The organism is Marinobacter persicus (genome assembly GCF_002934325.1).
Lineage (GTDB): Bacteria > Pseudomonadota > Gammaproteobacteria > Pseudomonadales > Oleiphilaceae > Marinobacter > Marinobacter persicus_A.
The window spans coordinates 37850-51802 of sequence record NZ_PTIV01000014.1; the positions used below are offsets into that span (position 1 = coordinate 37850).

The 13953-nt window shown below is 61.2% G+C and carries 11 protein-coding genes; 4 read left to right on the forward strand and 7 right to left on the reverse strand.

The genetic code is table 11. The annotated features are described in order from the left end of the window. Positions 1 to 55: 55 nt before the first annotated feature. Positions 56 to 913 (reverse strand): DMT family transporter, encoded by an 858-nt coding sequence (locus tag BY454_RS09120; protein WP_104415407.1) that lies wholly within the window; start codon positions 911 to 913, stop codon positions 56 to 58. A 233-nt stretch (positions 914 to 1146) separates the two neighbouring features. Between BY454_RS09120 and BY454_RS09125 the strand changes: the two genes are divergently transcribed. Together BY454_RS09125 and BY454_RS09130 are read left to right on the forward strand one after the other, a co-directional pair. Then, positions 1147 to 2091: a LysR family transcriptional regulator gene (locus BY454_RS09125; RefSeq protein ID WP_104415408.1), complete on the forward strand. Its 945-nt coding sequence runs from the start codon at positions 1147 to 1149 to the stop codon at positions 2089 to 2091. A gap of 94 nt (positions 2092 to 2185) precedes the next feature. Continuing rightward, entirely contained in the window at positions 2186 to 2491 is a 306-nt protein-coding gene (locus BY454_RS09130) for a hypothetical protein (RefSeq protein ID WP_104415409.1), read from the forward strand. A 45-nt stretch (positions 2492 to 2536) separates the two neighbouring features. Here the strand turns inward: BY454_RS09130 and BY454_RS09135 are convergent, their stop codons facing one another. Continuing rightward, positions 2537 to 5038: an acyl-CoA dehydrogenase gene (locus BY454_RS09135; RefSeq protein WP_104415410.1), complete on the reverse strand. Its 2502-nt coding sequence runs from the start codon at positions 5036 to 5038 to the stop codon at positions 2537 to 2539. A gap of 204 nt (positions 5039 to 5242) precedes the next feature. Here BY454_RS09135 and BY454_RS09140 point away from each other — a divergent pair, with 204 nt between their 5' ends. Then, positions 5243 to 6886 carry a methyl-accepting chemotaxis protein gene (locus BY454_RS09140; protein ID WP_104415411.1) on the forward strand — a complete coding sequence of 548 codons (1644 nt, stop codon included), beginning with the start codon at positions 5243 to 5245 and terminating at the stop codon, positions 6884 to 6886. Here BY454_RS09140 and BY454_RS09145 read toward each other — a convergent pair. Together BY454_RS09145 and BY454_RS09150 are read right to left on the reverse strand one after the other, a co-directional pair. Then, positions 6876 to 7766, reverse strand: coding sequence for a prenyltransferase (locus tag BY454_RS09145; RefSeq protein ID WP_104415412.1), 891 nt, complete (start codon positions 7764 to 7766; stop codon positions 6876 to 6878). The genes BY454_RS09140 and BY454_RS09145 overlap by 11 nt on opposite strands. A 61-nt stretch (positions 7767 to 7827) precedes the next feature. Beyond that, the gene (locus tag BY454_RS09150; protein ID WP_104415413.1) at positions 7828 to 8715 is read right to left on the reverse strand and encodes an AEC family transporter; all 888 of its coding nucleotides are present in this window, start codon (positions 8713 to 8715) and stop codon (positions 7828 to 7830) included. Positions 8716 to 8818: 103 nt separating this feature from the next. Between BY454_RS09150 and BY454_RS09155 the strand changes: the two genes are divergently transcribed. Beyond that, on the forward strand, positions 8819 to 10006 hold the full coding sequence (locus BY454_RS09155) for a MalY/PatB family protein (RefSeq protein WP_104415414.1): 1188 nt from the start codon (positions 8819 to 8821) through the stop codon (positions 10004 to 10006). Here the strand turns inward: BY454_RS09155 and BY454_RS09160 are convergent. The 3 genes from BY454_RS09160 to BY454_RS09170 all read right to left on the reverse strand — a co-directional run bounded on the left by BY454_RS09160 (position 9997) and on the right by BY454_RS09170 (position 13941). Continuing rightward, positions 9997 to 10920: a DMT family transporter gene (locus tag BY454_RS09160; RefSeq protein WP_104415415.1), complete on the reverse strand. Its 924-nt coding sequence runs from the start codon at positions 10918 to 10920 to the stop codon at positions 9997 to 9999. The genes BY454_RS09155 and BY454_RS09160 overlap by 10 nt on opposite strands. A gap of 1 nt (position 10921) precedes the next feature. Beyond that, positions 10922 to 12196 (reverse strand): succinylglutamate desuccinylase/aspartoacylase family protein, encoded by a 1275-nt coding sequence (locus BY454_RS09165; RefSeq protein ID WP_104415416.1) that lies wholly within the window; start codon positions 12194 to 12196, stop codon positions 10922 to 10924. A gap of 107 nt (positions 12197 to 12303) precedes the next feature. Further along, positions 12304 to 13941 carry an MBL fold metallo-hydrolase gene (locus tag BY454_RS09170; protein ID WP_104415417.1) on the reverse strand — a complete coding sequence of 546 codons (1638 nt, stop codon included), beginning with the start codon at positions 13939 to 13941 and terminating at the stop codon, positions 12304 to 12306. Between the last annotated feature and the right edge of the window lie 12 nt (positions 13942 to 13953).

The window sequence follows — 13953 nt, forward strand, 5'->3', positions numbered from 1 at the left end:
ACAAAAGGCGACTGTACCATAGCCATAGGTATTTATAGCTAAAATTGAAAAAAATTTATACTAATTTCTGACGCTGCTTTTGTCGCAGTCCGATCAGTACCAATGGCACGACAATCATCAGACTTCCCACCATAAACCAAATGTCCGGTACTTCGCCAAACCAGATCCAACCAATGGCCACGGCCCAGATCAGGCCGGTGTATTCGGCGCTGGTGACCAGGTTGGCTTCAACCTGGTGGTAGGCCAAAAGTACGGTAATGTTGTAGCCGAGAATCATCAAAGCCGAGCCGGCGGCGTTCATGAGCATGCCTGTGTTCCAGGTGGCACCTTCCCACAAAGCCAACGCGGCGGCTGCCGGAACGATAAGCAGATAGTTGAGAAACAGCTTATGCACAGTACTCTGGGTTTTGGGCAACTGGCGGACCATGACGGCGTTCACGGACAGCGCGAGCGCGGAACCCAGGGCGGCCAGCACAGCCCAGTTCACTTCCGTTGGACGCAGGATGACGATAATGCCGGCGAATCCGCTGAAGACGGCGGTGACGCTCAACGGGGTGAGGGTTTCCCGGAAGATAAAGGCTGACAGCACCATGACCAGGATTGGAGCGCCATAGAACAGGGCGTTGGCCGTTGCGAGGTGCAGGTTGGTCAGGGCGATGACCATGCAGACAATGCCGGCCAGGTGCACGTGGGAGCGGATGGTGTGGATTTTCAGGCCGTCAAAGAGGTGCCGACGGTTCAGCTTGCCGATGAGGGGAAGCAGGAACAGTAGGGTCAACAGGCAGCGCATGAAGGCAAACTGGAAAATCGGGGCGCCCGGTTCCAGGGTTTTGATGAATACATCCGAGCCAATGGCCATGGCGTTGCCAATGACCAGCAGCAGGATGGCGCTGTTGACGGTTTTTCCTGACACTTCTTTTTAACCTCCCTTGACCTTCATGCTTGGGTGCATGAGCGGGTTGGGGAAACGGCTTCCGAAAACCGCTGTAAATACATCCTTGTACGCTTGTCTCCGCCATCCATGGCTACGAACATTTTCGGAAGCCGTTTCCCCAACCCGCTCCCTGAACTGGGGTGGTGAGTCTACGAGTCTGCTAGTATTTGGTGAAATGATCATTGTTGCCTATCTATTAGAAAATTCGATACATGAAGCTTCCCCCTTTGAAAGCCTTACCCGTCTTTGAAACCGTTGCCCGCCTGAAGAGCTTTTCAGCCGCCGCCGCAGAGCTGGCGATTACCCAAAGCGCCGTCAGTCACCAGATCAAACAGCTCGAAACCTACCTGGGCGAGCAGCTGTTCTGGCGGTCCGGGCGTTCGGTGACGCTGACCGATGAAGGGCGGCAGTATTTTGATGCCATCAGTTCCGCGCTGTTGCAGGTGGAGCGGGCCAGTGAGCAGTTGCTGGGGCATGAACAGTCGCGGATTCGGTTGTCCGTGTTCAGTTCGTTTGCGGTGCGCTGGCTGGTGCCCCGGTTGCCTGAGTTGCAGCGGTTGCATCCGCAGATTGATCTGGCGCTGGAGATGAGCAGTGAGAACCCGGTGCTGTCGGAGCGGGTGGCGGATTGTTTTATCACCATCCACCCGACGGTGCCGGCCTACAGTTACGAGCATTTGTACACAGAGCGACTGTTTCCGGTGTGCAGTCAGGATTATTGGCAGCGCATCCGGCGGGAACTGGGCCGGGAAGGGCCGGAGGGGCGGGATGAACAGCCGCTGTCATCGGAGGATGTGGCGCGGTTTCCATTGTTGTCGACCCACAGCATTTTCGATAAAGCCGCCGGCGACTGGGAGGCCTGGTATCGGGAAGTGGGGGAGCCAATTCCGGATAGTGCCCGGGTTCAGCATTTCAGCCACATGCTGCTGGCTCTGGAAGCGGCCCGGTTTCATCAGGGGATCGCGTTGACCAACGATTACATGCTCAGTACCCGGAAGGATTCGGCGGATTTCGTGCGCTTGCCGACCCATTCGGTGATTACCGGGGACAAGTTCTACTTTGCCTGGAAGACGAGTCGGCGACGGGAGAAGGGGATTCAGATGCTGCGGCGATGGCTGGTGGACGAGGCCATCCGGGGCGGGTTGCGCAGTGAATGAGCTCGAGGATTGGGTGTCAGAACTGTAATCCCGGTTTCAGGTTTTACGGCGGTTTTGTTTGTACTCTGCCAGCAAATAGTGAATGGAGTTTGTTATGAAATGGTTGCGTCGATCATTGTGTGTGGTGGCGGTGGCATTGCCGCTTTCGGCCCTGGCGGAGCCGCCGACTCAACAGGGCCTGCCGCCCGGCCTGGAAAAGAAGGTGGAGCGGGGTGAACCCTTGCCGCCGGGGTGGCAAAAGAAGATCCACGTTGGGGATCATCTGGATCACCGCTATCTGGATTACGGGCGGGTCTACGACATCAGTCCGCACCGTCAGCGGGTCCATATTGAAGATAGGGTTTACACGATTATTAAGGAAACCCGGGAGATTGTGGACATCCTGGAGAACGGCCACTGAAATGCCGGTGCCCGGGGTTCTCCGGGCACCGGTTGATCCGGTCCGCTACTGTCGGGCCTGACGTTCCACCACCCGCCGCTTGCCTCGAGCGCAGTCAGAGAGCTCTTTCAGGCCATCGGCATCAAACGCATCCACGCGAATCACGTCATACAGGGCCGTCAGCGCCTCTTCCAGCTTCGGACACTCGTCGGCTTTCACAACGCCCTGGGCGCAGGCCCAGTCCACCAGTTCCTTGCGCTGGTGGCCCATCAGCAGATCAATCCCGCCCAGTTCGTCTTCGTCCCGGTTACGCAGGGCCTCGTGCAGACGGTTTCTTGAACCGGCGGTTTCGTTGGCCAGTTTGTAGGCGTTCAGCACCCGCCCCAGTGGGTCCTGTGGATCGGGGTTGATGAACGTGCCACGGCTGATGCGCTGGCGTACCGGGGTGTCTTCCACAATGGTGGCGGCAACCCTGGCGCCCAGTTTGTCGCTCGGGCCGTTCAGGCCGGTGGCACCCAGCGGGAACACCAGCAGCCGCAACGGCCAGCGCAGGACTGGGACCGGGAAGTTGATGATGGCGTCACGCATGGCGCCTTGCAGATCCCGCAGGCAGGTTTCCAGGCTCCATTCCACCAGATCCCGCTGGTCGTCGGGATAGCCTTCCTCGTGCCATTGTTTGATCACGGCGGTGGCGTAGTATAGGTGTACCAGGCAGTCCGCCATCCGGCCGGATAGGCGCTGCCGGGCCTTCAGGCCACCGCCGACGGACAGCAGGGTGACGTCGGTCATGAGGGCAAAGGCGGCGGAGAAGCGCGCCAGCTGGCGGTAGTATTTCTGAATGTCGCCCTGGCGCGGTACGCCTTCCAACCAACCCCGGGAGAGGCCAAGCACAAGTGCCCGCAGGGCGTTGCGGGTGGTGTGGGCCAGGTGTCGGTAGAAGATGCCATCGAACTTTTTAGCCGCCCGGTCCGGGTCTTCCATCCCTGCTGCTTCGATTTCCTCGACAATGAAGGGATGGCAGCGAATGGCACCCTGGCCGAACACCATCAGGCTGCGGGTGAGGATGTTCGCGCCTTCCACGGTAATGCCGATGGGCACCGCCTGGTAGGCCCGGGCCAGGAAGTTGCGGGGGCCGGTGATCACGCCTCGGCCAGCCACGATGTCCATGGCGTTGTTGATGACTTCCCGCATCAGATCGGTGTTGCGGTATTTCAGTACCGCCGATGGCACCGAGGGGCGAACGCCCCGGTCGAGCATGCCGGAGGTCAGCAGCCGGGCGGCATCCATCATGTAGGTGTAGCCGGCGACTGGCTCCAACGCTTCCTGAACGCCTTCAAACTGGCTGATGGAGCGGCCGAATTGCTCGCGGGTGTAGGCGTAGGAGCCGGTGGCCAGGCTGGCCAGTTTGCCGGCGCCGGTGCCCAGGGCCGGCAGGGAAATGGAGCGGCCGATGGACAGGCATTCGAGCAGCATTTTCCAGCCTTTGCCCAGCATGTCCTGGCCACCGATCACCTGCTCCATGGGAATAAACACTTCCTCTCCCCAGGTGGGCCCATTCATGAACACCGTGTTCATGGGCAGGTGGCGGGCGCCGGCGTGCACACCGTCGGTATCCCTGGGAACCAGTACGCAGGTCACGCCAATCTCGTCCCGATCGCCCAGCATGTGTTCCGGGTCATACACCTTGATGGCCAGGCCAATGAGGGTGGCCACCGGCGCCAGGGTGATGTAACGCTTGTTCCAGGTGACTTTCAGACCCAGCACTTCCTTGCCGTTCCACTGCCCCTTGCAGACGATGCCCTTGTCCGGGATGGCACCGGCATCGGAGCCGGCCACCGGCGAGGTCAGGGCAAAGCAGGGAATTTCCTGGCCACCGGCGAGGCGGGGCAGGTAGTGCTGTTTCTGGTCATCCGTGCCGTAATGCATCAGCAGTTCGCCCGGGCCCAGGGAATTGGGCACCATCACGGTGACGGCGGCCGAGACACTGCGGGTGGAGATCTTCATCACGATTTCGGAGTGGGCGGTGGCCGAGAAGCCCATGCCGCCGTCTTCCTTAGGGATCACCAGGCCAAAAAAGCCCTTTTCCCGGATGAACTGCCAGACCTTTTCCGGCAGGTCGTAGTCCTCGTGGGTGATCTGCCAGTCGTCTAGCATCCCGCACAGCTCTTCCACCGGGCCGTCCAGGAAGGCCTGCTCCTCGCTGGTCAGGTGGGCCGGCTGGTAGTCCATGAGCTTGTTCCAGTCCGGTTGACCGGAGAACAGTTCGCCATCCCAGTCCACCGAGCCGGAATTGAGGGCTTCGCGCTCGGTGTCCGAAAGCTTAGGCAGGCGGCTGCGAACCCAGCCCAGCAGCGGGCGGCTGAGTTTGTCGAGGCGCAAATCACCGGGCAATACCACCAACAACGCCAATGCCAGAAGAACGCCGCCGATCAGGAAACTGACGACGTGCCAATCGTCCTGGGCAACCCCGATGAGTGTGGCAATCGACAGAACCAGGGCCGCGGTTTTGCCGCCAATGCTGAAATAGATCAGTACCAGGGCGGTGAGCACCAGGAACAGAACGCTCATGGAAAAGCCTCCATATCATGAATGAAAACAGACAGATCTCTTAACCATCGGCGAAAGTGATGGTTGTTGCAAGGACCGTTGATTCCACCGTGGTAGAGATACCTCCAATTACCTTCATATATAAAAACTTTCGTTGAAAATGAGATCCATTTCCTGTCGCTATCGTAGACTCTTCCAACCAATTCCTGGATCTGGAGCATACTTATGTTTGGGCAGCTTACGGTTGCCAAGCGCCTGGCGTTTGGTTTCGGCCTGATTGTGTCTTTGATGGTTGTCATTACCGTGATCGGCAATCAGCGTGTGGGGTTTATCGACAGCACATTGACGTCAGTGAACGAAGGTGCGGCGCTGAAGCAACGTTATGCGATCAACTTCCGTGGCAGTGTGCATGATCGTGCCATCGCCATCCGGGATGCCGTCCTGGTGAACAACGATGCGGATTTACAGAAACATCTGCGCGATATTGACCGTTTGGCCCGCATGTATGCCGACAATGCCGAAAAAATGGCAAACATGTTCCGGCAGCGAGGTGCTACGGAGCAGGAGCGAAAACTGCTGACGGCCATCCAGGCGATTGAAAAGCGCACCCTGGCGCTGACCGACGAGGTGATCGAGCGCCGGCGCAATGATAATCCTGAAGCGGCCCGCCAGTTTTTGTTGAACGAGGTTTCGCCGGCTTACAGTGAATGGCTGGACCGGGTGAACGCGTTTATCGACCACCAGGAAAGCGATGCCGCCGCCGACCTGAATGAGGTTCGCGTTGCGGCCAGTGGTTTTAATACCGTGATTGTCAGCGTCACGGCCGTGGCGGTGGTGCTCAGCGTCCTGGTGGCGTTTGTCATTATTCGCAAACTCAAGCGCGTGTTGGGCGCAGAGCCTGAAGAAGTCGCAGAGGTTATCCGCCGCCTGGCCGACGGCCAGCTCGACCAGGTGGTTGATACCCGCTACCCGGACAGTGTAATGGGCGCCCTCGCCAACACCATGGACCGACTGACCGGCATTATCCGGGAGGTTCGTGCGGCCTCTGAGGAGCTCTCCAAGGCCTCTGGCGAGCTGGAGAAAACCTCCGACAACAACAGCCGACAGATTCGCACCCAGGCCAAGGAAGCCGAGCAGATGGCCACGGCGGTGAACGAGATGGCCACCACCGTGAATGAGGTGGCCGGGTTTGCCGCCAATGCCGCCACTGCCACCACAAAAGCGGATGGCGAAGTGGAAACCGGCAACCGGGTGGTTGCCGACACGGCAGCGTCTATCACCCGCCTGGCGGACAAGCTGGAGGAGGCGGCAGTCTCGGTGCATCGGGTGTCCGAGGATAGCGGCAACATTGAGAAGATCATTGAAGTGATTAACGGCATTGCCGAGCAGACCAACCTGCTGGCGCTGAATGCGGCTATTGAGGCAGCCCGCGCCGGCAGCCATGGTCGAGGCTTTGCGGTGGTGGCCGATGAGGTCCGTTCATTGGCTTCCCGCACCCAGGAGTCCACCCGCGAGATCCAGGACATGATCGGGCAACTGCAAAGTGGTGCAAGTGAGGCCACCGATGAGATGGAGAGCAGCCGTGAGCTGGCCCGCGACACCGTGGCGAAAACCACGGAGGCGGAGACTGCCTTGGCCCGGATCCGTGAGGAGATGTCGTCCATCAATGATATGAATGCTCAGATCGCCAGCGCCGCCGAGCAACAGAGTTCGGTGGCCGAAGAAGTGAACCGCAACATTGCCCGGATTCACGATGCCACCATTGAAACGTCCGCCGGCTCGGATCAGGTGGCCGGTTCCAGCCACGATTTGGCGGTCTTGGCCGATCAGCTGCGCTCGCGGGTCAGTGTGTTTCGTCTCAGAGACTGAGGCCGACCATCAGGAGCGCCAGCGTGGCCAGCAACACGGCCACGTTTGAGCCCAGTACCGGGTTGAGCGCTTCCGGGCGTTCCAGGGCCTTCGGGAGGCGCCAGCTGATCCAGACGGCGACTGGCAATGGTAACAGGGCCAGCAGGCTCCAGGCGGGCAGCAGGCCGGCGCTGGCGGCGATACCAATCGATCCGTAGCTGGCCAGCAGCAAGGCCGCCACGATCCGGCTCGCCACGCGGGGGCCAAGGGTGATCACCAGGTGCCGACGGCCGATCTGCCGGTCTGCTTCGGCATCGGGAATCTGGTTGATCAGCAGCAGTTCACTGGTCAGTAGCAAGGCCACGGTGGCGCAGACCAGTGCCGTGGCGTCGAGCTGGGCACCCAGGGCAATCAGGCTGCCCAACACCATCACCGGACCGAAACCGATGCCCGGCGCCAGCAGGCACAGCAGGGGCGAACGGGTAATCCAGCGGGTGTAGGTGAGCACCAGCACCACGCCGGCCGCACCCAGTACGAACATGGGCAGGCCGCGCAGCCACAGGAAGTACAGGCCGATGCCGATGACCAGCGCCAGGGTGCCCAATCCTGCCAATAACACCCGACGGGCGGCGGAGGGGATTTCGGGCAGTGCGCCGCTGCCGCCGGAGAAGGGTGTGCGCCGGGTAATCTTGTCCAGCCCGGAGATAAAATCCTCGTATTCGTTCAGCAGGTTGACCGCCGCATGGGCCAGCAACGCGCCCACGAACACCAGCAGGGTATCCAGCAACGCGGGTGGCTGGCCTTGCTGCCAGGCCACGGCCAGGCCAAGGCCGGCGCACAGGGGCGCCAGAATCAGGAAATTGGGGCGGGTGGCGCGCACCACGGCAACCGTTTCAGACATATTTTTTTACTTTCCTTTGTAATCCGGGGTCGAGTAAGCGGGAAGGCCCACCCGTTTACTCTCATGCGTACCCTGCAGAAAAAACCAGCGCTAGCACCAACGGCATCACTACCAGGCTGCCCAGGTTGCTCAATAATACCAGCGATGCCACCTTGTGGGGTTCCTGCTGGTACTGTTCGGCCACCATATAATTGAGTACCGCCGGGGGCAGGGCGGCGAACACCCAGAGGCTGGCCACCTGCAGCGGGGGCAGGTCGAGCAGGGCGATCATGGGCCAGGCCAGGAGCAGGCCGCTGGCGGGGCAGGCGATGGCGCCCAGCATGCCCAGTTTCCAGTCGCTGAAGTCCACCTCCAGCATGCGTACCCCCAGGGCGAACAGCATCAGCGGGATACACACCTCACCCAACATGTTCAGCGCTTCCATCAGCCATTCCGGCAGGGCGACGCCACTGAGGTTGACCGCCAGCCCGGCGATACTGGCGAAGACAATGGGCAGGCGCAGGCGTCGGATAATGGAGGTATGAGGGTCAAGTATGTGCAGGCCGACGGAGAAGTGCAGCAGCATTTCCACGATGAACAGCACAATGGCCGCCGGCAGGGCTTGTTCGCCAAAGGCCAACACCAGCAGGGGAATGCCCATGTTGCCGGTGTTGTTGAACATCATGGGCGGCAGGAAGGTTTTCAGGTTCAGTTTCAGCACCCGGGCCAGCGGGTAGAGAATCACCCCGGAGCCCAGTACGATCACCGTGCCGGCCAGGGCCAGCCAGCCGTAATCCTGGAGAGGCGCCTGCTGGTCGGCCAGTACCGCGAATACCAGCATGGGCACGAACAGTTCCATGTTCAGGACGTTCAGGCCCTGGATGTCGGGCGTGCGGTACCGACCATACAGGGCACCACAACCGGCGATCAGGAACACCGGTAGCATTGTTGACAGTATCTGGGCGATCATAAAAAGTTCCGAGCCGGCCACTGTAAAAGCGCTTAGGTTCGCAATTAACCAACCGGCGGGCAAGTCCAAATAGGCACCCGAGCCAAAGCAACAGGAGAGCACCGTGACATCAGCGTTTGACCGGCCGATTTCCCGTGAACACACGCAGAGCGTCAAATTCGACGCCCGCCAGGCCGTGTTTGGCCGTGAGGACATTCTGCCTGTGTGGGTGGCGGATATGGATTTCGCGGCGCCGGAGGCGGTCACCCGGGCACTCAAGGTGCGGGCCGAGCACCCGGTGTACGGCTATACCCTGTTTCCGGAGAGCCTGTACCAGGCCATGATCGACTGGTTCGCCGAGCGCCATGACTGGCGAATAGAGCGCGACTGGGTATTGATGGCCCCCGGCGTGGTGCCGTCGCTGCATGCGGCCTGCATGGCCTACGCCGAGCCGGGCGAAGGGGTGATTATCCAGCCGCCGGTGTACCCGCCGTTTTTCAGCTCGGTACGGGACAGCGGCCGTGAAGTGATCGAGAACCCGCTGGTCCGGGACGATAAAACTGGCCAATACCGCATGGACCTGGCCCACCTTGAGCAATGCGCCGCCCGGCCGGAAGCGCGTATTTTGATGCTCTGCACCCCCCATAACCCGGTCGGTCGGGTGTGGTCGGCCGAGGAATTGTCCGAAGTGCTGGCCATTGCCCGCAAGCACGGGTTGGTGGTGATCTCCGATGAAATTCACTGCGACCTGGTGTTTCCGGACAAGCCGCGCCATACCATGCTGGCTTCCCTGGCCGGCCCGGGGGATGCCATTGTGACCGCCGTCGCGCCCAGCAAGAGTTTCAACATGCCCGGCCTGGGCCTGTCCGCGCTGGTGATCCCGGATGCCGAACGCCGCCAGGCCATGAAGCGGGTATTTGCCTCCATGCACCTGCCCCAGTGCAACCCGTTCAGCATCGCCGGTTTCGAAGCCGGGTATCGGGAGGGTGGCCCCTGGCTGGATGAACTCATGGCCTACCTGCAGGCCAACCGGGATTTTGTCGAGGCATTTGTGAACCGGCAACTGCCGGGTCTACGCACAGCGGCACCCGAGGGCACCTATCTGATGTGGCTGGATTGCCGGGATCTAACCCTGGACGATGCCGGGCTCAAACGTTTCTTTGTGCAGGAAGCCGGTGTGGGCATGAATCCGGGGATTTCTTTCGGACAACCCGGCAGCGGCTTTATGCGATTGAACATCGGGTGCCCACGGGACACCCTGAAACAGGTATTGGGCCAGATCGAAGATGCCCTGGCCCGCCGTCAGCGTTGAGCGGGAAGCGGTGATCGCCCGGGCCGGGTCGCCAGGATCAGGCCGGCCAGGATCAGCAGCCCGCCGACCACGTGGGGCATGCCCAGGGTTTCACCCAGAAAGACGCCCGCCAGGACGGCCGCGAACACCGGCGTCAGGTACATGAAAATGGCGGCACGTCCCGGACCGATGGTGTGCACGCCGTGGTTCCAGAACCCGTACGCCAGGATGCCCGGGAAAATCGCGAAGTACGCCAGGGGCAGCGCTGTTTGCCGGGACACCTCAAAGCCGCCGCTGAAGAAAAACACATCCAGCAGGTAGAACGGCAGGATGATCAGCGTGCCCAGCAGGATCTGCATGGTCAGGAAGGTGAGGGCCGGCAGCGGCACCGCCTGGCGCCGGAGCAGCACTGAAAACAGCCCCCAACTGAACACAGCGGCCACCATGATCAGATCCCCCGGCTGCGCCTGCAGGCCGGTAAGCACGGCCAGATCGCCCCGCGCCACCACCGTGGCAATGCCCAGCAGCGCCAGAACGATACCCAGGATCTGCAATGGGCGGGTTTTATCCCCGAGGAGCAGCCAGGCCAGCAGGGCCACGAAAATGGGAATAGTGGCATTGATCAGCGCAATGTTGGTGGCGGTGGTGGTCACCGCCGCGTAGTACAGTAGCGAGTTGAATGCCGCCACGCTGAACGTGGCCAGGGCCAGCAGTGAGCCCAGGCGCTGGCGGATCACCTTACGATGGCGCCAGACGCCGGGTAGCCCCACGGGAAGCAGGATGGCCAGGGCAATGACCCAGCGCCAGAAGGACATGGACAGTGGCGGAATACTTTCCACCGTTCCCCGTGCCACCACGGCATTACCAGCCCAGAACAGGGGCGTGAGCACCAGCCCAACATACGCCAGGACAAAGGAACGTGGCGGCGCTGACATGCTACTCCCCGGGCACCTGGGCTTCGGTGCCAATGTGGTAAGCGGCAAAGCCGGCCATCACCACCTGATCCACCGCCATACCAATCACCCGGCCGTCGGCGGTGGCCTTTATCGGGTGCTGTTTGTTGGTGATCGGGTCGGCCACGTACCCCATGATCTGCCCCCGGGATACCTTGTCACCGAGTTCGATGTCGCTGAACAGGATGCCGCCGTGGTCCGCCCGAACCCAGGTTGAGTCGTAGTAGACCGGCTCCGGATCGCCCCACACGAACATGCGGGAAATCATGCCGTGTTTTTCCATCAGGCTGTTGAGGCTGTTCACGCCGGCCTTGATCTGATGCTCCTGGATGCGCAGGGACTCACCCGCCTCCATGGTGACCGTCCGAATGCCCGCTTCCGTGGCCGCCGTGCGCAGCATGCCGTCGGAGCCACTGCTGTGGACCACCGCCATGCCATCAAACCCGCGAGTGAATTTGGCCACTTCCGGATGATTCATGTCGGCCCGCAGTTGGGGCAGGTTGGTCCGCTTCAGGGACCCGGTGTGGATGTCCACCAGCATGTCGCAATGGCGAATCACGTTCTGGAACAGGGAATGGGCCATGCGGTCGGCCAGGGTTCCTTCCGGGTGGCCGGGGAAGTAACGGTTCAGGTCCCGACGGTCCGGCAGATAGCGGTTGCCCCGCTGGAAGCCAGTCAGGTTGACGATGGGCACGCCAATCACCCGCCCGGTCAGCTTGTCCGGGTCCAGGTCATACATGGTGCGGCGGATAATCTCGATACCATTGAGTTCATCGCCATGAATCGCGCCAGTCAGGCACAGGGTGGGGCCGGCATGGGCGCCATTGACCACCAGAACCGGCGTCATCTGCGACAGGCCGGCGATCTGGATGCCGGGAGACCAGGCCAGTCGGGTAGATGTGCCAGGCAGTACCTTTTTCCCGAGCAGAGTGAATGTCTTGGCGGGCGCCGAGGGGGTTTCGACACTGGTTGAGGCCTCGGTCTCCGGCAGCGTTTCCGGTTCGGGTTTGGTTTCCGGGAGTGGCTGCACCTCTTTCAGGTCCATGTTCGGGGCCACATCGTCCGCCCGTGGTTCGGAGTCCACGACATCCTGCACGTTCTCGTCTTCGGGCAAGGGCTCTGACGGTGCCGTTGGTCCGTCATCACGGACTTCGGGCTGCTCTGTCGTCGTTTCGGCCAGAGCGACAGGAGTTGCGAGCACAAAGTGGAACAGTGCGATAGTCGACAAGGTGTGAAGCACACGATTCTGGAAAAGCATAACCCCTCTGATGGTGGCTCTTACAATGGGCTGAAGGTTAACCCTCAACCAGGCGTGAACTCCATGGCTGCCCTGTAAATTTGGATTACCAAACGTTAGTAAGCGCGTCAGTGCTGATGATGAAGATGCCACAGCTCCCCTTTGCGATGGACCCGGTGCTCGGCCTCCAGCTTTAACAGGTGCGCCAGCGCCGAGCGGGTGGCCAGGGCCAGCATCGACGGCGGCAAATGATCATAAGCCTTCGCCGTCAGGTCCTTGAGCGAGGCCGGTGCGATTTCCTCAAGGGCTCGCACCATCTTGTGCTCCCGGGACAGGCGATGCGTGATCAGGTGATCAATCACCACTGCGGGGCGGGCCATGAGAAAACCATGAGCGGGCGCGATGTGGCGCATGGATTCCGCCAGCAGGTCGTGTAGCGATTCAATATAGGCTTTCATGTCGCCATCCGGCGGGTTAATGATCACTGTGGTGCCCTGCATGATGTGATCACCGGAGAACAGCAGGCCCTGGTCCACCAACAGGTAACACAGGTGATTGGCGGCGTGGCCGGGTGTGTGCAGGACTTTCAGGTCACCCGCTTCGGTGCCGATCAATGAGCCCGGCACCGGTTCCTCATCCGGCTCGAAGGTGCGGTCATGTTCTATGCCTTCGGGCGCTGGCCAGCCCAGCACCGGGCAGTCGACATGGTCTTTCAGTGCCCGCACCGCCGGGGAATGGTCGATGTGAGTGTGGGTGACCAGGATCTGCTCAATGTTACCGCCGGTCAGTTCCAGGATTTTCTGGATATGAGCGTCATCCGCCGGGCCGGGGTCGATCACGGTAAAGCGCTCATGGCCCAGTATATAGGTGTTGGTGCCCGGGCCGGTCATGACCCCGGGGTTGGGGGCGGTCAGGCGGGTGACACCGGCGGCGATATTGACCGGCTCACCCGGCACAATGTCCGCGTGTGTGGTGCCTTCACCCTCGGGATCCAGTTTGGCCGCTTCGTCATAAGCCGGGGCATTGGGTTCGAGGATAATTGGTTCGCCTTTTTTGACCGCCGGCCAGGCCTGGGTAGGGTAAGGTTCCGGCGGATTGGCCAGGGCGTAGCGCATGAGTTCGCTGGTGGTGTCGAACTCGCTGAGCACCCGCAGGGTCCGCAGGGTTGGGATGCCGATCTTCCGTTGCCCGGCCCGGTGGTCCGCCAGGGCCTGTTCCGGGGTGATCCAGACATGATCAATGGTTTCCTGGCCATCGTGGCTGGCGGTTTGGTGTTCGGGAGCAACGCCCACAAAAAAACGGGTGTCGAAGCGTCTGGGTGGCCCGGGTGGCGTGATCCAGTGGCCCAGGTACGCCAACTGGTCCAGGGAAACCGTCAAGTCGTGCTGGCGGCACAGCTCCGCCAGGGACATCTCGTTGTCGAACAGCGCCTGGCGTTGCCGGCGAGCCGGGTGGTCGGCGTGGATTGGATCGCCCGTTGCGGTGTCGGCCAGGAGAACCCCCGCTTCCTCGAAGCATTCCCGCACAGCCGCCAGCATGTAATCGGCACCGCCTTCATCCAGGCTCATGATCTGGCTGACATCCGCATCCTGGAGCCCGGCCAGATGCTCGCGACCGTGGGCTTCGTCTTGATCAACAGCACCGCCGGGGAACACGAAATAGCCGGGTAGGAAGGTCGCGCTCCAGGTACGCTGAAGCAACAACACTTCCATGCCATGGGAGGTGTCGCGACATAGGGCCAGCGTGGCGGCGGGTCGAATTTCCATAAAAGCCTCAGC